Origin of the sequence: Phyllobacterium myrsinacearum, from assembly GCF_002980555.1 — a bacterium.
GTDB lineage: Bacteria > Pseudomonadota > Alphaproteobacteria > Rhizobiales > Rhizobiaceae > Phyllobacterium > Phyllobacterium myrsinacearum.
Genome location: NZ_PVBT01000001.1, coordinates 580,639 through 606,550, shown reverse-complemented (window position 1 = coordinate 606,550; position 25,912 = coordinate 580,639). Strand labels below are relative to the sequence as shown.

The 25,912-nt window shown below is 62.4% G+C and carries 24 protein-coding genes; 13 read left to right on the top strand and 11 right to left on the bottom strand.

Annotated features, from left to right (window positions below; all coding sequences use genetic code 11):
* Positions 1 to 72: 72 nt before the first annotated feature.
* A complete protein-coding gene (locus C5750_RS02850; protein ID WP_105732335.1) occupies positions 73 to 1,029 on the bottom strand; it encodes an AEC family transporter in 957 nt (318 codons plus the stop codon).
* 102 nt (positions 1,030 to 1,131) lie between these two features.
* Here C5750_RS02850 and C5750_RS02845 point away from each other — a divergent pair, with 102 nt between their 5' ends.
* The 6 genes from C5750_RS02845 to C5750_RS02820 all read left to right on the top strand — a co-directional run bounded on the left by C5750_RS02845 (position 1,132) and on the right by C5750_RS02820 (position 6,703).
* Positions 1,132 to 1,719, top strand: a complete 588-nt coding sequence (locus tag C5750_RS02845) for a histidine phosphatase family protein (protein ID WP_105732334.1) — start codon at positions 1,132 to 1,134, stop codon at positions 1,717 to 1,719.
* Positions 1,720 to 1,848: 129 nt separating this feature from the next.
* The gene (locus C5750_RS02840; RefSeq protein WP_105732333.1) at positions 1,849 to 2,130 is read left to right on the top strand and encodes an acyl carrier protein; all 282 of its coding nucleotides are present in this window, start codon (positions 1,849 to 1,851) and stop codon (positions 2,128 to 2,130) included.
* Between the two features lie 103 nt (positions 2,131 to 2,233).
* Positions 2,234 to 3,418 carry a beta-ketoacyl-ACP synthase gene (locus tag C5750_RS02835; protein WP_105732332.1) on the top strand — a complete coding sequence of 395 codons (1,185 nt, stop codon included), beginning with the start codon at positions 2,234 to 2,236 and terminating at the stop codon, positions 3,416 to 3,418.
* Positions 3,419 to 3,429: 11 nt separating this feature from the next.
* Entirely contained in the window at positions 3,430 to 4,707 is a 1,278-nt protein-coding gene (locus C5750_RS02830; protein ID WP_105732331.1) for a beta-ketoacyl-ACP synthase, read from the top strand.
* 27 nt (positions 4,708 to 4,734) lie between these two features.
* Complete coding sequence (locus C5750_RS02825) at positions 4,735 to 5,763, top strand: zinc-binding dehydrogenase (RefSeq protein WP_105732330.1); 1,029 nt, start codon at positions 4,735 to 4,737, stop codon at positions 5,761 to 5,763.
* Between the two features lie 7 nt (positions 5,764 to 5,770).
* Entirely contained in the window at positions 5,771 to 6,703 is a 933-nt protein-coding gene (locus tag C5750_RS02820; RefSeq protein ID WP_105732329.1) for a lipid A biosynthesis lauroyl acyltransferase, read from the top strand.
* Positions 6,704 to 6,713: 10 nt separating this feature from the next.
* Here C5750_RS02820 and C5750_RS02815 read toward each other — a convergent pair whose 3' ends face one another.
* From C5750_RS02815 to C5750_RS02800, 3 genes are all read right to left on the bottom strand, one after another.
* Positions 6,714 to 7,616 carry a dimethyl sulfoxide reductase anchor subunit family protein gene (locus C5750_RS02815; protein WP_105732328.1) on the bottom strand — a complete coding sequence of 301 codons (903 nt, stop codon included), beginning with the start codon at positions 7,614 to 7,616 and terminating at the stop codon, positions 6,714 to 6,716.
* A gap of 206 nt (positions 7,617 to 7,822) precedes the next feature.
* Complete coding sequence (locus C5750_RS02805; protein WP_105732327.1) at positions 7,823 to 8,590, bottom strand: 4Fe-4S dicluster domain-containing protein; 768 nt, start codon at positions 8,588 to 8,590, stop codon at positions 7,823 to 7,825.
* Entirely contained in the window at positions 8,587 to 11,439 is a 2,853-nt protein-coding gene (locus C5750_RS02800; protein ID WP_105732326.1) for a molybdopterin oxidoreductase family protein, read from the bottom strand. The genes C5750_RS02805 and C5750_RS02800 overlap by 4 nt, the downstream gene beginning before the upstream one ends.
* 301 nt (positions 11,440 to 11,740) lie before the next feature.
* On the opposite strand from C5750_RS02800, the gene C5750_RS02795 reads away from it, so the two are divergent.
* The 5 genes from C5750_RS02795 to C5750_RS02770 all read left to right on the top strand — a co-directional run bounded on the left by C5750_RS02795 (position 11,741) and on the right by C5750_RS02770 (position 18,187).
* On the top strand, positions 11,741 to 13,012 hold the full coding sequence (locus tag C5750_RS02795) for an acetylornithine deacetylase/succinyl-diaminopimelate desuccinylase family protein (RefSeq protein WP_105732325.1): 1,272 nt from the start codon (positions 11,741 to 11,743) through the stop codon (positions 13,010 to 13,012).
* Between the two features lie 58 nt (positions 13,013 to 13,070).
* Positions 13,071 to 14,555, top strand: coding sequence for an ABC transporter substrate-binding protein (locus C5750_RS02790; protein ID WP_105732324.1), 1,485 nt, complete (start codon positions 13,071 to 13,073; stop codon positions 14,553 to 14,555).
* A gap of 205 nt (positions 14,556 to 14,760) precedes the next feature.
* Positions 14,761 to 15,708 (top strand): ABC transporter permease, encoded by a 948-nt coding sequence (locus C5750_RS02780; protein ID WP_105732322.1) that lies wholly within the window; start codon positions 14,761 to 14,763, stop codon positions 15,706 to 15,708.
* On the top strand, positions 15,705 to 16,562 hold the full coding sequence (locus C5750_RS02775; protein WP_105732321.1) for an ABC transporter permease: 858 nt from the start codon (positions 15,705 to 15,707) through the stop codon (positions 16,560 to 16,562). Before C5750_RS02780 ends, C5750_RS02775 begins: the two co-directional genes overlap by 4 nt.
* A complete protein-coding gene (locus tag C5750_RS02770; RefSeq protein WP_105732320.1) occupies positions 16,559 to 18,187 on the top strand; it encodes an ABC transporter ATP-binding protein in 1,629 nt (542 codons plus the stop codon). Before C5750_RS02775 ends, C5750_RS02770 begins: the two co-directional genes overlap by 4 nt.
* Here the strand turns inward: C5750_RS02770 and cbiB are convergent.
* From cbiB to cobA, 4 genes are read right to left on the bottom strand one after another with little or no spacing between them, the layout of a single operon-like run.
* Complete coding sequence (cbiB, locus tag C5750_RS02765) at positions 18,184 to 19,161, bottom strand: adenosylcobinamide-phosphate synthase CbiB (protein ID WP_105732319.1); 978 nt, start codon at positions 19,159 to 19,161, stop codon at positions 18,184 to 18,186. The genes C5750_RS02770 and cbiB overlap by 4 nt on opposite strands.
* A gap of 29 nt (positions 19,162 to 19,190) precedes the next feature.
* A complete protein-coding gene (gene cobD / locus C5750_RS02760; RefSeq protein WP_105733081.1) occupies positions 19,191 to 20,201 on the bottom strand; it encodes a threonine-phosphate decarboxylase CobD in 1,011 nt (336 codons plus the stop codon).
* On the bottom strand, positions 20,201 to 21,499 hold the full coding sequence (locus tag C5750_RS02755; protein WP_105732318.1) for a cobyrinic acid a,c-diamide synthase CobB: 1,299 nt from the start codon (positions 21,497 to 21,499) through the stop codon (positions 20,201 to 20,203). The genes cobD and C5750_RS02755 overlap by 1 nt, the downstream gene beginning before the upstream one ends.
* Entirely contained in the window at positions 21,496 to 22,335 is an 840-nt protein-coding gene (gene cobA, locus C5750_RS02750) for a uroporphyrinogen-III C-methyltransferase (RefSeq protein ID WP_105733080.1), read from the bottom strand. The genes C5750_RS02755 and cobA overlap by 4 nt, the downstream gene beginning before the upstream one ends.
* A 110-nt stretch (positions 22,336 to 22,445) precedes the next feature.
* On the opposite strand from cobA, the gene C5750_RS02745 reads away from it, so the two are divergent.
* On the top strand, positions 22,446 to 23,561 hold the full coding sequence (locus C5750_RS02745) for a cobalt-precorrin-5B (C(1))-methyltransferase (protein WP_105733079.1): 1,116 nt from the start codon (positions 22,446 to 22,448) through the stop codon (positions 23,559 to 23,561).
* On the top strand, positions 23,548 to 24,306 hold the full coding sequence (locus C5750_RS02740; RefSeq protein ID WP_105732317.1) for a cobalt-precorrin-6A reductase: 759 nt from the start codon (positions 23,548 to 23,550) through the stop codon (positions 24,304 to 24,306). Before C5750_RS02745 ends, C5750_RS02740 begins: the two co-directional genes overlap by 14 nt.
* Here C5750_RS02740 and cobM read toward each other — a convergent pair.
* The 3 genes from cobM to C5750_RS02725 are packed head-to-tail and all read right to left on the bottom strand — an operon-like array spanning position 24,292 to position 25,889.
* Positions 24,292 to 25,053 (bottom strand): precorrin-4 C(11)-methyltransferase, encoded by a 762-nt coding sequence (gene cobM / locus C5750_RS02735; RefSeq protein ID WP_105732316.1) that lies wholly within the window; start codon positions 25,051 to 25,053, stop codon positions 24,292 to 24,294. The two genes, C5750_RS02740 and cobM, sit on opposite strands and share 15 nt — an antisense overlap.
* A gap of 3 nt (positions 25,054 to 25,056) precedes the next feature.
* On the bottom strand, positions 25,057 to 25,461 hold the full coding sequence (locus C5750_RS02730; protein ID WP_105732315.1) for a cobalamin biosynthesis protein: 405 nt from the start codon (positions 25,459 to 25,461) through the stop codon (positions 25,057 to 25,059).
* Positions 25,461 to 25,889, bottom strand: coding sequence for a tellurite resistance TerB family protein (locus C5750_RS02725; RefSeq protein ID WP_105732314.1), 429 nt, complete (start codon positions 25,887 to 25,889; stop codon positions 25,461 to 25,463). The genes C5750_RS02730 and C5750_RS02725 overlap by 1 nt, the downstream gene beginning before the upstream one ends.
* Positions 25,890 to 25,912 lie beyond the last annotated feature (23 nt).

Here is a 25,912-nt window from a genome sequence, read left to right as displayed (position 1 = left end):
GAGCGGCGGCCCGGAATGGCGCCCGTGGCCGTCACCCTGCTCCTTTTTGGCAAAAGCTGCAACAGGCTTTGGCTAACCGAAAACGTGCGTTGCCACGGTCACCCAGAACACCATTGTCACCGCCGACAGCGCCGTGGCAATGACCATGGAGTTGGAAGCCAGGGCCTCGGCCGTCCTGAATTTGGTCGCGATAAGGTACGAATTCACGCCTGCCGGCAATGCTGCCGACACCACGGCGATCTTGGCGGTAAACGGCGGCAGGCCGATGACCAGCGCGAGCCCCAGCACGACCGCAGGCATGACGAAGAGCTTGATCGTCGCAATGACCAGCGACGCAGCGAGATGTCCGGATATGCCGAATTTCTTCAAGCCCATGCCCATGGCGAACAGCGCCACCGGCCCGGCAACGCTTCCCAGAAGCTGCACCAGCGCATCGACGACGGACGGCAGGTGCAGGCCGGTCGAGCGCCACAACCAGCCCGCGAGAATGCCGAGAACGAAGGGATTGCGCAGGAGGCTGCGAAAAAACGAAATGACGACCGTGCGCAGGCTCCCCTCTCCCTGGAACACGCCGTCCCGCCGCAGGGCGATCTCGTGCAGCGTGATCGAGGCGGCCATGACACTTGGCATGTGGATGGCGACGATCAGCGACAGGATGGCAAAACCCTCCTGGCCATAGGCTCCGAGCATGAGCGGCATGCCAAGAAACACCAGGTTGGAAAAGGCGCCGGAAACCCCGGCGACGACCCCCGCCCGGTTATCCCGGCCAAAAACCACCTTGATCGCCAGATCGGACAGCGCCCAGGCGGCGGCAAGCCCGCTGAAATAGGCGGTCCACAGGCCCCACGGCGCCACGCCGTGAAAATCTGCCGTCGCCATGGTGCGGAACAGCAGCATGGGGGCGGCGATCATGAAAACGAACTCGGAAAGCCCGTCTCCCACCCGTTCATCGAGCAGCTTGAAGTGCGCCGCGGCATAGGCGACGGCAATCACTCCAAAAACCACGATGATCGTTTGAACGAGACCCATTGTCTCCGCAATAAGCCCGCCGCACCGGCCGTGCAAGGCAATCAAACTCCTTCACTTTATTTTTTTTGGCCAAAGCCCCATCTCCACTGCTAAGGAGAACGAATGTTGAAGCAATTGCGATTTTACGTCCTTACGTCACTCTCGCTCGTTCTGGGCGTATTCCTGTCCATTCCAACGGCATCGGCAACCGATGCAGCCTGGGCGAGGCTGGCACGCGGCGGCTATACCGTTCTGCTGCAGGGTGCCGATGCGTCGGGCGCTTTGAGCCCCTCGACGGACACCTCCACCGGCTGCGCGCAGGTCCGCACGCTGTCCGACCGCGGCCATCAGCTGGCACAGAAGCTCGGCGCCCGTTTTGCCGCAAAGGCGGTGCGAATCGACAAGGTCCTGACCAGCCCCGTCTGCAATGCGCAGGAAACCGCCCGGCTGGCGTTCGGTGCGGCACCCGTTGAAATTGTCAGCGCGCTTGGACCTTTGGCGGATGACGACGCGGTGAAACAATCGCAGATTGATCAAATTCGCGCTATGATTGCTGAATTCAAAAGTTCCGGCAATCTGGTAATGATGACCGACCGTGCCAATATAACGGCACTGACCGGCATTGTTCCGCGCCCGACGGAAGCGGTGGTGGTCTCGCCTCCCGAAGCGGGTGAAACGGTTCATATTGCGGGCAGGATCATTTTCGACTGACGGCGGAATATGCTGGAGTAACAAGGGACAGGGCAATTCGGTCTTTCCCTTGGCCATGAAAAACGCTAGATACCGCGTCATCAGACATCAGTGCCCTTCCGGGGGCACCGGAAGCAAAAGGAAACTGAATTGACCTCAACATTTGACAAGGTCGCCGATATCATCGCTGAAACCAGTGAAATCGACCGCGATTCCATCACGCCGGAAAGCCACACGATTGACGATCTCGGCATCGATAGCCTTGACTTCCTCGACATCGTTTTTGCCATCGACAAGGCCTTCGGTATCAAGATCCCGCTCGAGCAGTGGACGCAGGAAGTCAATGACGGCAAGGTTCCGACCGAGGAATATTTCGTGTTGAAGAATCTGTGCGCCAAGATCGACGAACTCGTCGCCGCCAAGAAGGCCTGATTTCCGGATATCCATTCCAGTGGTCCGATTCTGACATTTTCGTTCCACTAGACTGATCCCATCCACCTAACCGGGTGCACCGTATAAGCGGTGTTGCGAGACAATGCAGAACAACACCGTCGTTATCACTGGCATCGGACTGATTTCATCCCTGGGTGAAGGCGCCGATGCCCATTGGCAGGCACTGAACGGTTCCGCCGGTCCGCGTATCGATAGCGAGACGTTCAAGCCCTATACGGTTCACCCGCTCGGTGAGGTCGACTGGAACAACCAGATCCCGAAGCGCGGCGATCAGCGTCAGATGGAGACCTGGCAGCGCCTGGGAACCTATGCTGCCGGCCTCGCCCTGCAGGACGCGGGCATCAAGGACGACGATGCCCTTTGCTCGACCATGGACATGGTTGTTGCCGCCGGCGGCGGCGAACGCGATGTCACCGTCGACACCCAGATTCTTGCCGAAGCGCGCGTGCGCAACGATCTCGGCACCATGCTCAACGAGAAGTTGACGACGGAACTGCGTCCGACGCTGTTCCTGGCGCAATTGTCCAACCTGCTCGCCGGCAATATTTCAATCGTTCACAAAGTGACCGGCTCCTCGCGCACATTCATGGGCGAAGAAGGCGCCGGCATTTCCGCGCTCGATACGGCTGCGGCGCGCATCCGCTCCGGCCAGAGCACGCATGCGCTTGTCGGCGGCTCCTATAATTCCGAACATCCCGACATGCTGCTCGGCTACGAACTCAACGGCATGCTGAAGGCCGACGGCTGGGCACCGCTCTGGCAGCGTGAAGGCACGTCTGGCGGCGGCATCGTCACCGGTTCCGGCGGCGCATTCCTCGTTCTGGAAAGCGCCGAGCATGCGGCCAAGCGCGGCGCCCGCGTCTATGCGGCCATCGATGGCATCTACAGCGCGCAGATCCGCCGCAAGCGCGAAGACCTGAAGGAAACCATTGCCAAGCTGGTTGGTGCCGCCAGCGCCGACAGGCCCGCCGGGCTGATTGTATCCGGCGCAACCGGCGCGCACGGCATCACAGCAACGGAAAAGGCAGCGCTCGATGTGTTCGCCTCGGCCGCTGTGCGCGGCGTTGCCGGCAGGATCGGCCATCTGCGCGAAGCACAGTTCCCGCTCGCCGTCGGCCTCGCTGCCCTCAGCCTGTTTCATGGCGCGGTGTTCCCGCCCATCGATGCGGCGAATGAAAAGGCCGCCTCAGGCGGTCTCGACACGGCACTGGCGACTTCCATCGGCGCAACCCGGGGCGAAGGCGTCGCTCGCCTCGTCAAAGTTTGAGAGACTGGCACATGTCCAAATACACTGACCATCTTGGCCGCCCGCTCGTTGCCGTCACCGGTCTTGGCGTCGTCTCCTCGCTCGGACAGGGCAAGGAAGATAACTGGGCCGCGCTGACATCGGGCACATCAGGCATTCACACGATCACCCGTTTTGCCCTCGACAATCTGCGCACGCAGATCGCCGGTACCGTGGATTTCCTCAAGGAAAGCGACGAAGGCGCGTCGGCTCTGTCGGAAAAACTGGCCTCGCTTGCCGCTGAGGAAGCCATTGCGCAGGCCGGTTTCGACACGGAGAATTTCGGCGGACCGCTGTTCCTCGCCGCTCCGCCGGTGGAACTCGAATGGCGCAACCGCTTCGCGCTCGACGCATTGGTGAAGAGCGAGGGCGAGCCGGGCTATGACCTGCTTCTCGCCGCCTGCCGCCGCGGAACGCAGGAAGCCATGTTCCACACGACCGAATTCGGCTACATCGCCGAGCGCCTTGCCGACACGTTCGGCACGCGCGGCCTGCCGATCACGCTGTCGACCGCCTGTGCATCGGGTGCCACCGCCATTCAGCTCGGCGTCGAGGCCATCCGGCGCGGCGAAAGCGACCGTGTCCTGTCCATCGGCACGGACGGTTCGGTCTCCGCCGAAGCGCTGGTGCGCTTTTCCCTGCTGTCGGCGCTGTCCACCCAGAACAATCCGGCCCACAAGGCGGCAAAGCCCTTCTCGAAGGATCGCGACGGTTTTGTCATGGCCGAAGGCTCCGGCGCGCTGGTCATGGAATCGCTGGAATCAGCCATTGCGCGCGGCGCCAACATTCTCGGCATCATGCGCGGCTGCGGCGAAAAGGCCGATGATTTCCACCGCACCCGGTCCAAGCCCGATGGCTCGCCCGCCATCGGTGCGGTGCGCGCCGCGCTTGACGATGCGGGCATCAAGGAAGATGCGATCGACTACATCAATGCGCATGGCACCTCGACGCCCGAGAACGACAAGATGGAATATCTCGCGCTCTCGACCGTCTTCGGCGAGCGCATTTCCACGCTGCCGCTCTCGTCCAACAAATCGATGATCGGTCATACGCTAACGGCTGCCGGTGCGATTGAAGCCGTGTTCTCGATGCTGACCATCGGGACGGGTACCATCCCGCCGACGATCAACTACGACAATCCGGATCCCGCTATCGTTCTCGATGTGGTGCCCAATGTGAAGCGCGAAGCCAGCGTCTCCGCCGTGCTTTCCAGCTCTTTTGGCTTCGGCGGGCAAAATACGTGTCTTGTCATGACGGCAGAACCGCACTAATCCGGGGCCTGAATTAGGAAAACGGATATGCGCGCATTACAGCTGATTGAAGACCGCAAGCTCGAGATTGTCGACATTGCACCCCCGCCCCCGCCCGGTCCCGGTGAAGTAACGGTCAATATCAGGGCTGTCGCGCTCAACCATATCGACGTCTGGGGCTGGCGCGGCATGGCTTTCGCCAAGCGCAAGATGCCGCTCACCATCGGCGCCGAAGCATCCGGCGTGGTCGATGCCATCGGTCCCGGCGTTGCCAATCTTTTGCCCGGCCAGCTCGTGTCGATCTATGGCGCGCAGACCTGCGGACTGTGCCGTCCCTGCCGCGAAGGCCGTGACAATCTCTGCGAGCATGTCTCCGGCGTGCACGGCTTCCATCTCGATGGTTTTGCCCAGGAAAAGGTGAACCTCAAGGCCCGCCTGCTGGTTCCCGCCCCTCCCGGTGTCGACGAGATCGGTGCTGCCGTTGCGCCCGTCACCTTCGGCACGGTCGAACATATGCTGTTCGACAACGCCAAGTTGGAGCCCGGCGAGACCATCCTCGTGCATGCGGGCGGTTCCGGCATCGGTTCGGCGGCGATCCAGCTCGCCAAAAAAATCGGCTGCACGGTCATCACCACCGTCGGCTCGGACGAAAAGATCGAAAGGGCCAAGGCACTTGGCGCCGATCATGTCATCAACTACCGCGAAGACCGCTTTGAAGGCGTCGTGCGCAAGCTGACCAAGAAGAAGGGCGTTGATGTCGTCTTCGAGCATGTCGGTGCCGATACCTGGGCCGGGTCCATGCTGTCGCTGCGGCGCGGCGGGCGCCTTGTCACCTGCGGTTCGACCTCGGGCGTTTCCACCAGCATGAACCTGATGATGCTGTTCCAGCAGCAGCTGAAGCTGCTCGGCTCCTTCGGCTGCCGCATGGAAAACATGGCCGATGCCATGCAGAAGATGGCGCGCGGCCTTGTCCATCCGGTCATCGACACGGAAGTCGGTTTCGATGATATCGATACGGCATTGAAGCGGATGGAAGGCCGGGACGTCTTCGGCAAGATCATCCTGCGCGTCAACTGAGCCGCGCATGAATCTGAAATTCAAACTTGCCCTGTTCCGCTGGGGCCAGAAGCTGAAGACATTCAACTACTGGCTGTCGGCGCATGCGATTTTCGGCGTGCTGTTCCTCCTGCGGCTGCTGCCGGCGAAGGCGGCAACCAATTTCATCGATGCCTCGGCACGCCGCATAGGCCCGCTGATGGGGCGTCATCGTGTCGCCATGACCAATCTGCGCCTGGCCTATCCGGAAAAACCGGAAGAAGAGCTGCAGCTCATCGCCCGCGACATGTGGAGCAGCATGGCCCGCCTCACCGCGGAGTATGTCTTTCTCGATGCAATCTTCGATTATGACCCGCACAGCGACACGCCGGGTCTGATCGAGGTGCAGGGCCGCGAAATCTTTGAGCGCATCCGCGACGAGAGCGACCGCCCGCATATCTTCTTCACTGCCCATACCGGCAATTTCGAGCTATTGCCGATCTGCGCCGCGACGTTCGATCTCAATGTCACCGCGCTGTTCCGCCCGCCGAACAATCCCTATGTCGCGAAGAAAATCCTAAGCGCGCGCCGCACCAATATGGGCCATCTCGTGCCGTCCAAGGCCGGTGCCGCATGGTCGCTGGCCAGCGTTCTCAACACCAATGGCAATGTCGGCATGCTGGTCGACCAGAAATTCCACCGTGGCATAGCCTCGACCTTCTTCAACCGCCCCTGCAAGACCAATCCGCTTCTGGCCAAGCTGGCACGGCAGTATGATTGCGATGTCTACCCGGCGCGCTGCGTCCGCCTGCCCGGCGGCCGTTTCCGGCTGGAGCTGGAAGAAAAGATGGAGCTGCCGCGCGATGAAACCGGCGCGGTCGATATCGCCCGGACGGTTCAGCTGGTCAATGACAAGGTCGAAACCTGGGTGCGGGAATATCCCGGCCAATGGATGTGGTTCCACAAGCGCTGGAACGCCTGAGCGGGCAGCATCAGTAGTAATTCATCACCGCGTGTTTCGCCTCGGCGAAAAACAGCCAGCGCTCGACGAACAGGCCGAGGAGATGGGTGAGAACGGCAAGGGCCGTCAGGCACAGGCCGAGCACACCGCCGACAACCATCGCCGCCAGCAGCGCCAGAACCGGCAGCACAATGCCGCTGGCAAAGGCGATGACCCAGAGTTTTTCAGCGTGTTTGCGCGCAACGCGAAATCCCATTTCCCGGGTGAGATAATTGTCCAGCGCATGCGGGCGTTCGAGCAGCCGCACTTTACCGATACTGCCTAGTCCGGTGGCGCTTTCCGGTGTTGACAGCGGAACCAGCGTCCTTGCCCGCTTGCGCCAGACCATTTTTGCGGCAAGCGCCAGAAGCAGAAGCAGCAGCGCCAGAAGCTGCAGCGGCAGTCCGTTCGCTCCAGAAAAAAGGGGGGCCAGCAGTGCCCCGCCAGCAAGGGAAAACAGCAAGAAGCAGAGCGGTGTCAGCCGCGTATGCCAGGAATCCACGGTTTTCAGCGAGGCATAGATCATCGAGGTGCAATAGACGGTCACCAGCGCGCCGAGCACGGTGATCAGGCCGAGAATGCCATCCTGCCGGTTCATGAAGAGACAGAGAGCAGCGTTCGACGTCAGCGGCACGAAGGTGGCAATCGCCATCACGCCTTCGCGCGACAGCCAGCTTGACCGCCATTGGCTCAGCGCCCGCCACGCCCGCTGCGGGTTGCCGAGATGCAGAAGCGATGCCAGCAGCCCGGTGCTGATCAGCGCGAGGGCCGCGAGATAGGCGATTTTGGTGGTTGGAGCTGATGGGTCGAGAAACCCCAGCCCCAGCATGACGGCAAGGCCATAGCCAAGCCCCGACAGCGTGGTGAAGATAATGATCGAATAGGCCGGATGCATTCAGTGCATCCTCGGGGATGAATATTCACCCCCCTCTGTCCTGCCGGACATCTCCCCCACAAGGGGGGAGATCACATCGGCATCAATGTATGCACTCAACATGCAAGGTTTCAAATTTCGCGGGAGCGGCAATGTAGGCTGATCTCCCCCCTTGTGGGGGAGATGGGCGGTAGCCCAGAGGGGGGTGTCAAAAAACAAATGCATGTTCAAATCCGGTCCAGCGTTTTGTCGAGCCAGGCAAAGAAGCCGCGTGCGCCTTCGGTGTTTTCAGCAAGTGGAATCATCGGCGCGGCGCTGGCCAGCGATGTGCGGGCGCGCGGCGGCAGATATTTGTTGGTCGGCCGCGTCTCCTGCTCCGGCATCAGGTCAAAACCGCCCCGTTCCGCCACCATGACTGACACATGGGACGCGGGATCACCGAGATCGCCGTAGTGGCGGGCATTGGCCGGGCATGTGCGCACGCAGGACGGCACCCGGTCCTCCTGCTGCAGGGTTTCATTGTAGATGCGGTCGACGCACAGCGTGCATTTCTTCATCACGCCCGCCGCCAGGTCCATTTCGCGTGCCCCGTAGGCACAGGACCACGCGCACAGGCCGCAGCCGATGCACTTGTCCTCGTCGACTAGCACGATGCCATCCCCGGCGCGCTTGTAGGACGCGCCGGTCGGACAGACGGTGACACAGGGTGCATCCTCGCAATGCAGGCAGGATTTCGGAAAATGCACCACCCGCGCCTCGCCCGCCTCGCCGATCACCTGTCCGCCTTCAGGCACCACCTCAAAACTATGAATGCGGTTGAGAAAAGTGCCGGAAACATCGTCGCCATAGGGGTGCTGATCCGACAGCGCATTGCCATAGGCGCCGGTGTTCCACTCCTTGCAACTGATGACGCAAGCATGGCAGCCGACACAGACATCGAGATCGATGACAAGGCCAAGTTTTTTGGCACTGCGGGTTTGCGGCAGACTGGTCATGCCGTCCACTCCTGTCCGTAGCGTAGCTGGTCCACCGGTTCCGGCTGGCTGCCGGGCCGATGCAAGGTGCTGAAATGCGGCTCGCTCACCGCGTCCCCCGCCTCCGCCTTCTCGATGCGCACGCGCAAATCGTACCAGGCTGCCTGCCCGGTGATCGGATCGGAATTCGACCAGCGCATGCCATCGGCTTTCGGCGGCAGCAGTTCATGGATGAGATGGTTGAGCAGAAAGCCCTTGGTCGCCTCCGGTGCATTTTTATCAAGCGCCCAGGCGCCGCTGCGCTTGCCGATGGCGTTCCAGGTCCACATGGTCCTGTCGTTCACCGCATCGGTGCGCGCGATCTCGCACTTGATGCGGCCGTGATGCGACGTCACCCAGACCCAGTCACCATCCTTGAGCCCCAGCTCATCGCAAATGCCGCCGGGCACATAGAGCGGGTTCTTCGTGTGGATCTGCCGCAGCCAGGCATTCTGCGAGCCCCAGGAATGATACATCGCCATGGGGCGCTGCGTGATCGCATGGTACGGAAAAGCCCCGGTATCGACACCCTGTTCCTCGAACGGCCGGTACCACAGGGGCAGCGGATCGAAACATTCGAGCAGCCGCTGCCGGTATTGTTCTGGTGCGACCGGCTGGCGGACGCCCAGCGCCGACAGCCGGAATTTTTGCAGCGTCTCCACATAGAGCTGGATCGTCACCGGCTGCGGCGTATCGAAGAAACCGGTATCGATGGCGAATTGCTGGTAGGCGGCATTGTGATGCTTGAAATACAACGCCTCCTCCGGGATATGCTTCATCCAGAAGGCACCGTTATCGATATAGTTTTTCAGCTGGTCCGGGTTCGGCGCACCGCGCCCCTCGCCGGCTCCATCCGTATCGCGCCAACCCGACAGCGGCCCAATGCCCGGCTTGCGCTGGTGATTGACGATGTAGTCGGCGTAATCCTTGTACAGCGCCCCGCCCTGTGCATCGACGAAACCCGGCAATTTCAGCCGCGCACCCAGATCGATCAGCACCGACTGGAAACCGCGCACATTGCGGTCCGGCTCCAGCACCGGCCAGCGGATGGCATCGCAGGCAGCTTCCGGTTCGGAAATCGGCCGGTCGAGCAGCGAGATGCAATCGTGGCGTTCCAGATAGGTGGTGTCGGGCAGCACCAGATCGGCATAGGCGACCATTTCCGAGGAATAGGCATCGGAATAGATGATTTTTGGAATCTTGTATTCGCCGGTCGCCTCGTCGCGCGCTTCCAGCATCTTGATGGTGCCGCGCGTGTTCATCGACGAGTTCCACGCCATGTTCGCCATGTAGAGGAACAGCACGTCCACCGGATAGGGATCGCCCGCATGGGCATTGGCGATCACCATATGCATCATGCCGTGGGCGGACAGCGGCGCTTCCCACGAAAAAGCCTTGTCGATGCGCTGCGGCTTGCCATCCGCATCGACCAGCAGGTCTTCCGGCCCGAGTGGATAGCCGAGATGCGGCCCGGCGAGCGGCTTGCCTGGTGTCACATGCTCCGCCCGTCCGTGCGGGCGCGGATGCGCGGTGGCCGGTTTCGGATAGGGCGGCTTGTAGCGATAACCGCCGGGGCAATCGATGGAACCGATGATGGTCTGCAGCACATGCAGCGCCCGCGCCGACTGAAAGCCGTTGGAATGGGCCGAGATACCGCGCATGGCATGGAAGGTCACGGGGCGGCCGATCATGACCTCGTGCTGCTCACCCTTCATGTCGGTCCACGGCTGCTCGAGGATGATCTCCTCTTCGAACGCCACCCGCGCGATTTCCGCCGCCAGCCCTTTGATGGTGGCTGCCGGTACGCCGGTTTCAGCCGCGACGGCATCGGGCGCGTATTGCGCATCGAGATATTTTTCCGCCATCAGCCGCAGGACGCTGCGCACCCTGCGGCCTGCATCCGTAGTGAAATCGGCGTTGAGATCAGCGATATGTCCGGGCTCGTCAAAACGCACCAGTGCACCGGTTTTGCGATCACGCACCAGCGCCTTGCCGAGATCATCACGCAGGAACAGGCCGTGATCCTCCTTGCCCTCGTCGTCGATCACCAGCCACGGCGCATTGGTGTAGCGCTGGAGATAATCGAGATCGATCTGGCCGTTGCGGAACAGTTCATGGATGATCGCAAGGATCAGCAGCCCGTCAGTGCCGGGCCTGATCCCGATCCAGTTATCGGCAACGGCGGAATAGCCCGTGCGCACCGGATTGACCGAGACGAACCGCGCCCCGTTCTGCTTGAGCTTGGAAATGCCCATCTTGATCGGGTTGGAATCATGATCCTCGGCCACACCGAACAGCACGAACAGTTTGGTCTTGTCCCAGTCGGGCGCACCGAATTCCCAGAAGGCACCGCCGATCGTGTAGATGCCCGCCGCCGCCATGTTGACCGAACAGAAGCCGCCATGGGCGGCGTAATTGGGCGTGCCGAAATTCTGCGCCCAGAAGCTGGTCAGGGCCTGCGACTGGTCGCGGCCGGTAAAGAACGCCAGCTTCTGCGGCGCGCTCTCACGCACCGGCTGCAGCCAGTCGACGGCAAGCGACAGCGCCTCTTCCCAGCTGATTTCCTTGAATTCGCCCGAGCCGCGCGGGCCGGTGCGCAACAGCGGCGCCCGCAACCGTGCGGGCGAATAATGCTGCATGATTCCGGCCGAACCCTTGGCGCACAGCACGCCCTTGTTGATCGGGTGATCGCGGTTGCCTTCGATATAACGGACCTTGCCGTCCTTCAGATGCACATTGATGCCGCAGCGGCAGGCGCACATGTAGCAGGTTGTCTTGGCAATTGTGTCACCCACCGGCGCCGACAGGGCAATGTACGGTTCGGTTTGCATGGGGTGATTGCCTCGCTTGTCACAGAATCCCTGTTTTATAAGAACAATTCCAATCTACCAAACACACTGATGGTCCGATTCTGACATTTGCACGACTTTGATACCAGCTACTCAGGCAAATGTCAGAATCAAAGGACCATCAGCAAGCATATGTTTCTAGAGGAACTTTGAATTTGACATTCGCCTGATGTGCTTGATGTCAAATTCGTTCCTCTGGTGACATTGCACAGGGAAAACGTCATTCGCGATTGCAACAAGTTGCTACTTGCCAAATCGTCGCCAAGGCTGATTTGATATACCAATGGATGAAAAGCTCTCCCGTGCCATTGAAAAACGCCGTGACGATCTTGTCGCGCTGACCCGTGATCTCATACGCTTTCCCACGGTCAATCCGCCCGGCGAAGCCTACACGCCCTGTGCCGAATTTATCGCGCAACGGTTGAAGAAGAGCGGTTTCGAGACCCAGCTGATTCGCGGCGAAGGCACGCCAGGCGACACTGACCGCTACCCGCGCACCAATATCGTCGCACGCTTTGACGGCCGCACGCATGGCCAGACCGTGCATTTCAATTCGCATATCGACGTGGTCGATGCGGGCGAAGGCTGGACGGTCGACCCGTTCGAGGGCGTCGTCAGGGACGGCAAGGTCTATGGGCGCGGCGCCTGCGACATGAAGGGCGGGCTCGCCGCGTCGATCATCGCCGCCGAAGCCTTTCTTGAAGTCTATCCCGACTTTGCCGGCTCGATCGAGATTTCCGGCACAGTGGACGAGGAATCCGGCGGTTTCGGCGGCGTCGCCTATCTCGCCAGCAAGGGTTTTTTCTCAAAACCGCGCGTCGACCACGTCATCATTCCCGAACCGCTGAACAAGGACCGCATCTGCCTTGGCCATCGCGGCGTCTGGTGGGCCGAGATCGAGACCAAGGGCGAGATTGCCCATGGCTCCATGCCGTTTCTCGGCGATTGCGCCGTGCGCCACATGGGCGCGGTGCTCGACGCCTTCGAAAAGGAGCTGTTTCCGGCGCTCGACCGCAAGCAGACCCGCATGCCCGTGGTGCCGGACGGCGCCAAACGCTCGACCATGAACATCAATTCGATCCATGGCGGCCAGACCGATGATTATTCCGGCCTGCCCTCGCCCAATGTGCCGGATTCCTGCCGCCTGACCATCGACCGGCGCTTCCTGCTCGAAGAGGACATCGCCGAGGTCAAGCGCGAGGTGACGTCGATCCTCGACCGGCTGCAATGGGAACGGCCGAAATTCCACTACAACATCCGCGACATCATGGAGGTGCAGCCGCTGATGACCGAGCGCGATGCACCCGTGGTCACCGCCGTTGCACAGGGCATCCGCGACGTCTTCGGCAAGGAGCCGGAATATGTCATTTCGCCCGGCACCTATGACCAGAAGCACATTGCCCGCATCGGCCTGCTGCATGACTGCATCGCCTATGGGCCGGGGATTCTCGACCTCGCCCACCGGCCTGACGAATATGTGGGCATCGAAGACATGGTCGAATCGGCAAAGGTCATGGCGCTCGGCCTGAAAGTTCTGCTATCCGGTTCTATCTAGACCAATAAAAATATGCTGATCTGCATGGGGTTTACCGCAAAGATTTGGGGAGAGTTGAGTGAACACATTCTGGAAGTCGGCCCTTGCGGCCAGCGCGCTTGTCCTGCTTTCCGCCACCGCATCCCTTGCCGCCAAAACCGATCTCGTGCTGGGCGTCGTGCTGGAGCCGCCGCATCTCGATCCGACGGCCGGTGCGGCCACTGCGATTGGCGAAGTCGTCTACGCCAATGTGTTCGAGGGGCTGACGCGCATCAATGCCAAGGGCGAGGTTCTGCCCGCCCTTGCCGAGAGCTGGACCGTGTCGGAAGACGGCAAGGTCTACACCTTCAAGCTGCATAAGGACGTGAAATTCCACGACGGCACGGCCTTTGACGCGCAGGATGTCAAATTCTCGCTCGACCGGGCGCGGGACGACAAATCCGTCAATCCGCAAAAGCCGCTCTTTGCCGCCATCGATACGGTGGAGGTTGTCGATCCGCTGACCGTCAAGGTCACGCTCAAGCAGCCCAATGGCGATTTCCTCTACAATATGGGCTGGGCCGCCGCAGTCATCGTCGCGCCGGAAAGCGCCGACACCAACAAGGAAAAGCCCATCGGCACCGGGCCTTTCAAGTTTGATACCTGGGCCAAGGGCTCACAGATCGTCATCTCCAGAAATCCGGCCTATTGGGGCACGCCGGTTGCCCTTGATAAGGCGACGTTCCGCATCATCCCCGATCCGGCCGCGGCAACGGCCGCGCTGCTTGCCGGTGACGTACAGGCGTTTCCCGTCTTTCCGAGCTATGAGGCCGTACCGCAGTTTCAGGCCGATCCGCGCTTCAAGGTGGTCATCGGCACCACGGAAGGTGAGACCGTCCTTGGCATGAACAACCAGAAGCCGCCCTTCGACAATCTCAAGGTCAGGCAGGCCATCGGCCACGCCATCGACCGCAAGACCCTGATCGACGGCGCCATGTTCGGCCTGGGAACACCCATCGGCTCGTTTTTTCCGCCGCACCACCCCGCCTATATCGACCTGACCGCCGAGTCCGCCTATGATCCCGCACTGTCGAAGAAACTGCTGGCGGAGGCCGGTCATCCCAACGGTTTCAAAACCACGCTGAAACTGCCGCCTCCTGTCTATGCCCGGCGCGGCGGCGAGATCATTGCCGCCGAATTGCGTGAAATCGGCGTTGAAGCCGAGATCATTCCGGTGGAATGGGCGCAGTGGCTGGAGCAGGTGTTCAAGGGCCGGGATTACGACATGACCATCGTGTCGCACACCGAGCCGAACGATCTCAACATTTTTGCCCGCGACAATTATTATTTCAACTACACCAGCCCGGCCTTCCGCGAGGTGATCAAGCAGATCGAGGCGACCTCCGATACGGCCAAACGCACGCAACTCTACCAGCAGGCGCAGAAAATTCTCGCCGCCGATGCGCCGGTCGCCTTTCTCTTCCAGCTGCCGAAAACCGGCATCTGGGATGCCAAGGTCGAAGGACTGTGGGAAAACGGCCCCATTCCGGCCAATGACCTGACGGCCGTGAAATGGGCCGAGTAACCCTGCATGGTTCTTTCACCCCCCTCTGGGCTGCCGCCCATCTCCCCCACAAGGGGGGAGATCAGCTTTCACAGCTGTTTCGAATGGTTCTGAGACATTGCAATATCAGCGAAAGCGCGCGTGCCGATGTGATCTCCCCCCTTGTGGGGGAGATGTCCGGCAGGACAGAGGGGGGTGAGCACCCCTATCCAGGGTCAAAGAGCCCATGCTGAACTACGTGTCGAAGCGGATTCTGATCGGCATCCTGACGCTGCTGGCCGCTTCCATCGTCGTGTTCATCGTGCTGGAAATCGTGCCGGGTGATCCGGCCCGGCTCATGCTTGGCATGAACGCCACCGAGGATGCCGTGCGGGCCCTGCAGCAGCAGATGGGGCTCGACCAGCCCCTGCTCGTGCGCTATTTCAGCTGGATCGGCGGGCTCCTCACCGGCGATTTCGGCAAGTCCTATACCTATTCGGTTCCGGTCCTGAACCTCATCTCCGAACGCGTCGCCGTTTCCCTGCCGCTGGCGCTCATCTCGCTGTTCCTGTCGACAATCATTGCTATTCCCGTCGGCCTGTTTTCCGCGTCACGGCGCGGCACAATGGCCGACAGCGGCACGATGGCGATTGCCCAGGTCGGCGTTGCCATTCCCAATTTCTGGTTCGCGCTGCTGCTGGTCTATGTCTTCGCCGTCAGCCTGCGCCTCGTTCCGGCGGGTGGCTTTCCCGGCTGGAATGCCGGTATCTGGGCCGGGTTCAAATCGCTGATCCTGCCCTCCATCGCGCTGGGCCTGCCGCAGGCTGCCATTCTTGCCCGCGTCACCCGTTCCGCGCTGCTCGACGTGCTTGGCGAGGACTATATCCGCACGGCCCGCGCCAAGGGCCTCACCCGCCGCAAGGTGCTGTACCGGCATGCCCTGCGCAACGCCCTGATCCCGGTCCTGACCATTCTCGGCCTGCAGTTCGCCTTCCTGCTGGCGGGTACGATCATCATCGAAAATGTCTTCTATCTGCCCGGATTGGGCCGCCTGGTGTTCCAGGCCATCACCCAGCGCGATCTCATCGTGGTCGAGGGCGTGGTCATGCTGCTGGTTGCTACCGTCATTCTGGTCAATCTTCTGGTTGATCTCTCCTATGCGCTGGTCGATCCGCGCCTGCGGGGCCGCCCATGAGCGCGCCCACAGAATGGCAGGCCAATATCTCGAAAGCCTTTTCCAACCGGTCCTTCGTCATCGGCCTGATCATTACCGTCCTGCTGGGGTTGATGGCGGCGCTCTCCTTCGTCTGGACACCCTATGCCGTCGGTTCCTTCGACATTCTCGGCAAGCTGAAACCGCCATCCCCGGCCCATTGGCTCGGCACTGACCATTTCGGCCGCGATATCCTGTCGATGATCATGGTCGGCAGCCGCAATTCCATTGCCGTTGCCTTTGTGTCGGTCGTCATCGGTGCCGGTATCGGCGTGCCGCTCGGCCTGTGGGCAGCGGCGCGCGGCGGCATCATCGACGAAGCCCTGATGCGCTTCAACGATCTCGTCTTCGCCTTTCCGGCCCTCCTCTCCGCCGTCATGATCACGGCCGTGTTCGGTCCCGGCGCGATCAACGCCATCATCGCCATCGGCATCTTCAACATTCCGGTCTTCGCCCGCGTCGCCCGTGGCGCGGCGCTGTCGCTGTGGCCGCGCGAATATATTCTGGCCGCCAAGGCAGCGGGCAAAAGCAGCCTGCTCATCACGGTCGAGCACATCCTGCCCAACATGATGAACATTCTTGTGGTGCAGGGCACCATCCAGTTCTCGCTCGGCATTCTGGCGGAAGCGGGCCTGTCCTATGTCGGCCTCGGCTCGCAGCCGCCCATGCCGAGCTGGGGGCGGATGCTGTTCGAGGCACAGACCATGATCGGCATGGCACCGCACATGGCGCTCTATCCCGGCCTCGCCATCGTCATCACTGTGCTCGGGCTCAATCTTCTGGGCGATGGCCTGCGCGATGTTCTCGACCCGAAAATGCGGCGGGAGCGGTCATGAACCTGCTTGAAATCAGCAAGCTGACCCTGCGCAGCGGTGCGTTCGAGGCCCTGAAAGGCATCGACCTTTCGGTCAGGACAGGCGAAATCCGCGCGCTTGTCGGCGAATCCGGTTCAGGCAAATCCATGACGGCGCTGAGCATCATGAAGCTCTTGCCGGGCGGCGCGCGGACCGGCGGCCACATCCGCTTCGACGGCAAGGATCTGCTCACAGCCAGCGAAGCGGAGATGTGCCGCCTGCGCGGCAACGAGATCGGCATGGTGTTTCAGGAGCCGATGACCGCCCTCAACCCGGTCAAGACAATCGGCGAACAGGTAGCCGAAGGCATCAGGCTGCACACCGGCGCAACCCGCGCCATCGCCGAGGAACAGACGCGTGCCATCCTCGACCGGGTCGGCCTGCCCCCGGAAAAATTTCCGCTCAGCCGCTATCCGCATGAACTGTCCGGCGGCCAGCGCCAGCGCGTGGTGATTGCCATTGCCTGCGCGCTCAAACCCCGCCTGCTGATTGCCGACGAACCCACCACCGCACTCGATGTCGTCCTGCAGGCACAGATTCTCGACCTCCTGCAAAGCCTCGTCGACGAGGAACGGATGGGCCTGCTGCTGATCAGCCACGACCTTGCCGTGGTCGCCGGCATGGCCCATTCGATCACCGTGCTGCGGCATGGCGAGGTCATGGACACCGGCGAAACCACGCAAATCCTGAGCGAACAGACGCATCCCTATACGCGCCAGCTGGCACAGGCATCGATGCATGTGCCGGAACGCACCCCGCACCATCTCGTGCACACCACGCCGGATGGGCCGTTATTGGCGATCCGCAACCTCACGCGCACCTATCCGGGGCGCCGCAAGGGACTGTTTGGCCGCGACCCGGATTTCCGGGCGGTGGACGACGTCACCTTCGATATCAAGCCGGGGCAATCCACGGCCCTTGTCGGGCGGTCGGGCTGCGGCAAGTCCACCCTCGCCCGCATGGTGCTCGCCCTTGACCATCCGACGGACGGCCAGATTCATTTCGCCGGGCGGCGTATCGACAAGCTGGCGCCGGACGATCTGCGCCCGGTGCGGCGCAACATGCAGGTTGTGTTCCAGGACCCCTACGGTTCCTTCAATCCGCGCCACAAGGCCGAGCGCCTGATCGCGGAGCCGCTCTATCTGCTCGACCGCGAATTGTCCGATGGCGAGCGGCGCGACCGGGTGCACCGCGCGCTGGAGCGGGTCGGCATCCCGCGCGCCGACAAGGACAAATATCCGCACGAATTCTCAGGCGGCCAGCGCCAGCGGCTCGCCATCGCCCGCGCCATCATCACCGAGCCGAAACTCATCGTCGCCGACGAGCCGGTGTCCGCCCTCGACGTGTCGATCCGTGCGCAGATTCTCGATCTCTTTGCCGACCTCAACGACCGGCTGGGCATCGCCTATCTGTTCATCACCCACGATCTCGCCGTGGCGCGGGCCATCACCGATACGGTCATGGTGATGTCGGAGGGCAAGATCGTCGAGCGCGGCAAGACGGAGGAAATCCTGCGCCAGCCGCTGTCGGAAGCCGGCCGGGCGCTGGTCCGGGCCTCACCCGACCTGCACAAGGCCCTTGCCCGCCGGATCACCGAACAGGGCTAAAACAGTCCAAGAAAAAACAGAACGAGCAACACGCCCATGAAAAGCGCAGTTGCAACGCTGTAGACGCGCAGCGCCGCATCGATGTGCGCGGCACCGGCATCGCGATGACCTGACCCGTTGAGCATCGGCTCGTTGGCAACCACGCCGCCATAGATGCGCGGTCCGGCAAGCGCGACATCGATGGCCCCGGCCATGGCCGCCTCGGGCCAGCCGGCATTGGGCGAGCGATGCAGCCGCGCATCGCGCATCATCACGTCGAACGAGCGGGCGGCAGCCTTGCCGCCGTGCACGATCCATGCGGCCGCGGCGATCAGCAATCCGGTCAGGCGGGCCGGAATCCAGTTGGCGACATCATCGAGCTTGGCGGCAAACCGGCCAAAGTCGCGATGCCGGTCATTGAGATGGCCGATCATCGAATCCGCCGTGTTCAGCATCTTGTAGGCGAGAAGCCCCGGCAGGCCGAGCAGCGCAAACCAGAAGGCCGGGGCAATGATCCCGTCTGACGTGTTCTCTGCAAGACTTTCAATCGCAGCGCGTGAAATGGCCGCCTCGTCGAGCACCTGCGGATCGCGCCCGACGATCATCGACACGGCGCGGCGCGCGCCCACCAGCCCGTCATTGCGCAGCGCGTCGGCAACCCGCGCGACGTGCTCGCCCAGGCTTTTCTGCACCAGGAATATGGCGACGATCAGCGCCTCGATCAGGCCACCGAACGGCGGGATCATCGTCAGCGCCCAATGGATCAGCACGCCGATACCTGCCGCCGCAAGCAGCAAGGCAAGCATGGCGAGGAAACCGTTGCGGCGCTTTTCCTCGTCTGTATGTCCAGACCGGTTGAAGCGCTTGTCGATGAAGCTGATGGCCTTGCCGAACAGCACGACGGGATGCGGCACCCGCTGCCACAACCAGTCGGGATCGCCGACATAACGGTCCGCCAAGAGGGCAAGAAACAGAATCAAAAGGTTGATTTCCATGGATGATTCGATCCCGTTGATTCAAAATCTCAGCTGCGCACAGCGTCCATTGCTATAACGGCCCGCTGCCGGAATGTCTCTGCGTCATTCTCATCCAATGGCAGGCCAAAGCGCAACCACTGCGGCGCATAGGCGAATTTGCGCACCAGTACATGCTGCGCGCACAAGGCCTCGAACAGGGCATGGGCGCGCCCGTGCTCGACCAGCGCGAACAGATCGGTACCGGCGATTTCCTTCAGGCCCACCCCGGAAAAAACCGCGGAGAGACGCGTGCGCCGCCGGGTCAGGCGGGTGCTGAAGGCGCCGAGCGCCGACGTGTCGGTAAAGGCGTGCCGGGCAATCGCCAGCGCCGGACCGGACACAGCCCATGGCCCCATGCGCTGCGTCAGTTTCGCCGCAAGCAGCGGGCTGGTCAGGGCAAAACCCAGCCGCAGGCCGGCAAGGCCAAAAAACTTGCCGAAGGATTTGAGCACGATCAGGCCATCGCGCCCGCACTGCGCGGCAATGCTTGTTTCGGGATGCGGATCGGCAAAGGCTTCGTCGACGATCAGGAAACCGCCGCGCGCCTGCAAGGTCCCGGCAAGCGCCAGCAGCGTGTCCTTTGCAACGATGCGGCCGTCCGGATTGTTGGGATTGACGATGACGGCGACCCGGGCCGAATGCGGGATGGCGGAGACGTCAGCGCACGGCGTTACCGTCCAGCCAGCCCGCTCGAACGAGGACTGGTGTTCCTGATAGGTCGGACCGACGATGGCCACCTCGCCGCGATCCGTCAGTTCAGGCATGATCTGGATCAGCGCCTGCGTGCCGGGCGCAGCGGCAATGCCCGCGTCCGCCGAGGTGCGGTAATAGACGCGGGCTGCCGCGAGCGCCGCAGCCAGCAGGTTTTCATCGGGTAAACGGTTCCACAGATCCGGATGCATGGACGGCAGCGGAAAAACCTCCGGATTGATGCCGGTGGACAGGTCGATCCAGTCTTCGCGCCGACCGCCAAACCGGTCCATGGCGCGATCAAGCGCGCCGCCATGCTCAATCTGCATCATCCGGCCATATCGATCATGTGCATGTAGGACCCCGACACCGAGCCGACCCGCAGACCCGCCTCGCCAAGATCCCCGCCCAGCGCATCGCGGACGCGAAACAGCCGCGCGGCATCGCCTTCGCGCACAATGCTGGCATAGTGGAATTCATGCGCGGTGAAGGGAAACGGGAACGGCGAGGCCGCCAGCGGTTCGATCCGCCGGTAGCCCAGATGCATCCGGCGCTCGGCAAAGCTGGTCTGCAGCGGCAGCAGCCCGAGCATGCCATGGGTTTTCCCGGCGGCATCCTCGATGCTTTCGCCCAGCACCATGTAGCCGCCGCATTCCCCATAGACCGGGATGCCGCGCTGCGCCGCCTGGCGGATACCGGCGGTAAAATTGGCGGCGGCGGCCAACTGTGCCGCATAGAGTTCGGGATAGCCGCCGGGCAGATAGACCGCATCGCTGTCCGCTGCCGGAGCTTCGTCGTTCAGCGGCGAAAAGAAGCTGATCTGCGCGCCGCGCCGCCGCCAGCCATCGAGCAGATGCAGATAGGAAAAGGCGAAGGCATTGTCGCGCGCCACCGCAATGTGCTGGCCGAGCGGCGGCACCCGCGCAATATTGGCCATGGAGGCGGCGGGGCCCAGACGCCCGGCGATCTGCTGCAGCGCGGCAAGATCGATCTGCGCACCCATGACCGCGCCCGCATGGGCCATGAACGCATCGAGTTCGCAATGTTCCCCCGCCTGCACCAGCCCGAGATGGCGCTCCGGCAGATGCAGCCTCGGATCGCGCGCGATGGCGCCGAGAACCGGAATGCCGACCGGCTGCAGCGCGGCGCGCAGCATGGCCTCGTGCCGGGCACTGCCGACGCGGTTGAGCACCAGCCCGGCAATCATCAAGGTGCGGCGGAAATCCCGGAAACCGCTGACCACGGCGGCAATCGAATGCGACTGTTTTGCGCAGTCAAGCACCAGAATGACCGGCAGCGACAGGCGCACGGCAAGATCGGCCGCCGATCCCTTGCCATCCAGCGCGCCGTCGAAAAGCCCCATCATGCCCTCGACCACCAGCGTCTTGCCGCCTTCCGCATGACGCGATGCCAGGGCGCTGATCAGGTCCGGCCGCATGGCCCAGGGATCGAGATTGATGCAGGGCACATCGCTGGCCACGCTGTGATAGGCCGGATCGATATAGTCGGGCCCCGCCTTGGCGGGCGCAATCTTCACGCCGCTGTCGCGCAGCGCGCGCAGCAAACCCAGGGTGATCGTGGTCTTGCCGCTTCCCGAAGCCGGGGCGGCGATGACAAAGCCCTTCATCCCGCATCCTTTTCGCGGCGTGTTCCCAGCGGGTCGACCTGCAGGACGCGCCCGTCGAGCGCCCCCAGCCAGTCCAGCGCGTTGCGCAGCCGCACCACCTCGCCGATGACAACGATGGCGGGCGGGCGCAGTCCCGCCTGCTCCACCGCATTCTCGGCCTTTTCCAATGTCGTCTCCAGCACTGTCTGCGCGCCCGTCGTGGCGTTGCAGACAAAGGCCATAGGTTCGTCCTTCGCGCGGCCCGCCGCCATCAATTTGGCGGCGATGACACCAATATGCTTCATCGCCATATACATGACGATGACGGATGAACCCTTGGCAATGCTCGTCCAGTCCATCGTATCGGGAATGAGGCCCGTCGCGTCGTGTCCGGTCAGGAAGGTCACGCTCTGGTTGGTCTCACGGTGGGTCACCGGAATGCCCGCATAGGCGAGCCCGCCAATACCCGCGGTGATTCCCGGCACGATGCGGAAAGGAATGCCGTGTTCGACCAGTGTCAGCGCTTCCTCGCCGCCCCGGCCGAAAACGAAGGGATCACCGCCCTTCAGGCGCAGCACCCGTTTGCCGGCCTTGGCCAGTTCCACCAGGCGCAAGGAGATATCGCGCTGCTGGGGCGACGGCTTGCCGCCGCGCTTGCCGGCATATTCGAGTTCCGCGTCCGCACGGGCAAAGGAAAGGCATTCCTCATTGACCAGCGCGTCATAGACAATGGCATCCGCCTGTTCGAGCGCATTGACCGCATGCAGCGTCAAGAGCCCAGGATCACCCGGCCCGGCCCCGACAAGCCAGACATGGCCCGCTTCGAACTTCGGCAATTTTGACGTCACTGCGCTCATCGCGCTCCCCGTATCTGTTGCATCGCGCATAGCATAATTTTCCGCGTCGCAAGCATGAACTTATCGGAAAAATCATGCAACTCTATCCCAAGCTGGTCTATAAGACGCGCATGAGCGACGAACCCGATGCCGGATTGCGAAAACCAGACGATGCCAGCCCTGCCCCTTTGCGCCGGGGCTGGACCACGGGCGCCTGCGCCACCGCCGCAACCAAGGCCGCGCTGATTGCCCTGATCACGGGCGAGTTTCCCGATCCGGTCGCCATCATCCTACCGAAGGGCGAGGTCCCGCATTTTCCGCTGGCGCTCGAATCAATCGGCGACGGCTATGCCATTGCCGGGATCGTCAAGGATGCCGGTGATGACCCTGACGTTACCCATGGCGCCACCATCATCTCCACGGTCTATCCTGCGGCCCCCGGCAGCGGCATTCAGTTTGTCGCAGGCGAAGGCGTTGGCACGGTCACCCTGCCGGGCCTGCCGATCCCGCCGGGTGAAGCCGCGATCAATCCCGTCCCGCGCGCCATGATGACCGCGATCTGCACGGAAATCTGCGCCCAGTACGACCTGCCCGCCGATCTTGTCGTGACGATCTCCGTGCCGGAAGGCGAGGAACTGGCCAAGAAAACCTGGAACCCGCGCCTCGGCATCATCGGCGGCATCTCCATTCTCGGCACCACGGGCATCGTCCACCCCTTCTCCTGCGCCGCATGGATCCACTCGATCCATCGCGGCATCGACGTATCGCGCGCCGCCGGGCTCACCCATGTGCTGGCGGCGACAGGCTCGACCTCGGAAGATGCGGCGCAGGCCATCTACGATCTGCCGGACATTGCGCTCCTCGACATGGGCGATTTCGCCGGCGGCCTGCTCAAATATCTGCGGGTCCACCCCATCGACAGGCTGACCATCGCGGGCGGCTTTGCCAAGCTGACCAAGCTGGCGCAGGGCGCGCTTGACCTGCATTCCGCCCGCAGCCAGGTCAGCATGGCATTTCTGGCCGACGAAGCGGAAAAGCTTGGATTCGACAAGAACATGAGGGAGCGGATTCTGAATGCCAACACCGCGCAGGAAGTGCTTGAAATGACTCAAGGGCTCGGCATCGACCTGCCGAAATCCATCGCGGAAAAAGCGAAAGCCGTGGCGCTTGCCACCCTCAAGGGTGCGCCCGTCGAGGTGGAGATGATCGTCACGGACCGCAAGGGAACAATCCTTGCGCGCCTGTAACCGTCCCGTCCTCATCCTCGGCGGCACGGCGGAAGCGGTCAAACTCGCCGCTGCGCTCGTTGCCCTTGGCTACCGCACGATCTCATCGCTCGCGGGGCGCACCAGCAATCCCGGCAGGATCGACGGCGAGGTGCGCAGCGGCGGTTTTGGCGGCGCGGACGGCCTTGCCGCCTATATGCGCGCCCAAGATATCGCCCTGCTCGTCGATGCGACCCACCCCTTCGCCACGCAGATATCGGACAATGCGCGCGCGGCGGCGGATGCTACGGAGGTCCCCTTCGTCCGGCTGGAGCGGCCGGACTGGCAGCGCAAACCCGGCGATGCCTGGACCAGCGTCGCAAGCCTCGACGAAGCGGTTGCCGCCATTCCTGCAAAGGCGCGGGTGCTGCTGGCGCTCGGCCGCCAGCACATCGCGCCGTTCTCCAGACGGCACGACATCCACTTCGTCGTGCGCATGATCGATCCGCCGGAAACGCCGCTGGACCTCTTCGATTTCGAGCTGGAACTGTCCAAACCGGGCAAAAAGGAGGAGGAAGCGGCGTTTCTCACCGGCAAACGCCTCACCCACATCGTGTGCCGCAACTCCGGCGGCGCCGCATCCTATGCCAAGATCGCCGCGGCGCGTGAGCTTGGCCTTCCCGTCATCATGATCGAGCGGCCGCACCGCCCCGCCGGTCACACCCTGCCCGACACACCGGACGTTCTGCGGTTTATCGAGGAAACGCTGGGCTCACTCCGGACGTGACCGCAAGGTATGGCTGTGGTCCTTGTGATAAAGCGCGGAATCGCGGAATGCATCCGCCGACAGGCCCTTGCCGACAAAGATCATGGCCGAGCGCGTCAGGCCCGACTCCCGCACTTTCCCGGCAATATCCGCCAGCGTGCCATGAATGAACTGCTCGTCCGGCCAGCCGACGCGGTAGGCCACGATGACGGGGCAATCGGCGCCATAGAGCGGCGTCAGATCGGTCTCGATCCGCTGGAGATTGCGGATGGAGAGGTGAATGACAAGCGTCGCGCCGGATTTACCCAATGTCACGAGATCCTCGCCCTCCGGCATGGCCGAGGACTTCATCGAGGTGCGCGTGAGAATGATGGTCTGGCACACTTCGGGAACCGTCAGTTCCTTTTTCAGCGCGGCAGCGGCAGCGGCAAAGGCCGGAACGCCCGGCGTCACGTCGTAGTCGATGCCAAGCGCATCGAGGCGGCGCATCTGCTCGGCCACCGCGCCATAGATGGAGGGATCGCCGGAATGCACCCGCGCCACGTCCTTGCCTTGCGCATGCGCCAATTCGAATTCGGCAATGATCTCGTCCAGCGTCAGCGACGAGGTATCGACAACCCGCGCGTCCTCCGGCACTTCGGCCACCATTTCCGGCGGCACCAGCGATCCCGCATAGAGGCAGACCGGGCAGGACTGGATCAGTTTCAGGCCGCGCACGGTGATGAGATCGGGGGCGCCGGGTCCGGCACCAATAAAATGAACCGTCATTGTCTATCTCTTTCTTGCCAATGCAGCCGTTGCATGGGCGGATTTTGTCTTGCCGATCACCAGCGCACCGTCCGGTCCCGCAGCGGCAAGCGCTGCCGCTTCCGCGACGCCGTGGCTGCCTGTCAGTTCGAAGACGCGTCGGGAGGGGTTGGCAAGGCGGGGCGTTTCGCGCTCCAGTGTTGCCGCATCGAAGCACAGGAAAGGCAATTGCCAAAGCGCGGCAAGCGCAACCATCGCCGGTTCATCCGCGCGGGCATCGAGGGAATAGATGCCTGCGAGATCCCGAGGCTCTGCTGCGGCCGCATGCAGGACAGATTCGGCGAGGCTACGCAGTTCCGCCGGATCGCATCCCCGCTCGCATCCAAGGCCCAGCGTGTAGCGGGCAGCGCTCCCCGGTTCTTCAATCATCAATGCTGCTTGTGAAGCTCTTCCGGCGTCACGCCCAGGAGATCGGCGGTGCGGCGGATGAGATTGGCTTCCTTCGGATCAAGATCGTCATCGGCATTGGCGATGGTCAGCAGGTGCCGCAGCAGCATGACCTTGCGCTCGAACGGCACATCGGCAAACGCCAGCGCCGCCTGCTCGCTGGAGGTCTCGTAACCGAAATCCTTCAGATAGTCGGCCACTTCGCCGAATTCGTCTGGCGCGATGCCAAAATCATTGGAGGCAATGCGCAGGATCGCCGCATATTCCGACTTTTCGGTCTTGCCGTCAGCCAGCGCCACATGCATCAGAAGCAGCAGCTCCGCCGTCAGGACCGGGTCATCGGCAACCTTCTGCACGGCGCTCTTGGTGCCGAGAAATGCGGTGATGCGATCAAAGATGCTCTCGCTCATTGTACCCCCAAAACTGTGTTCAC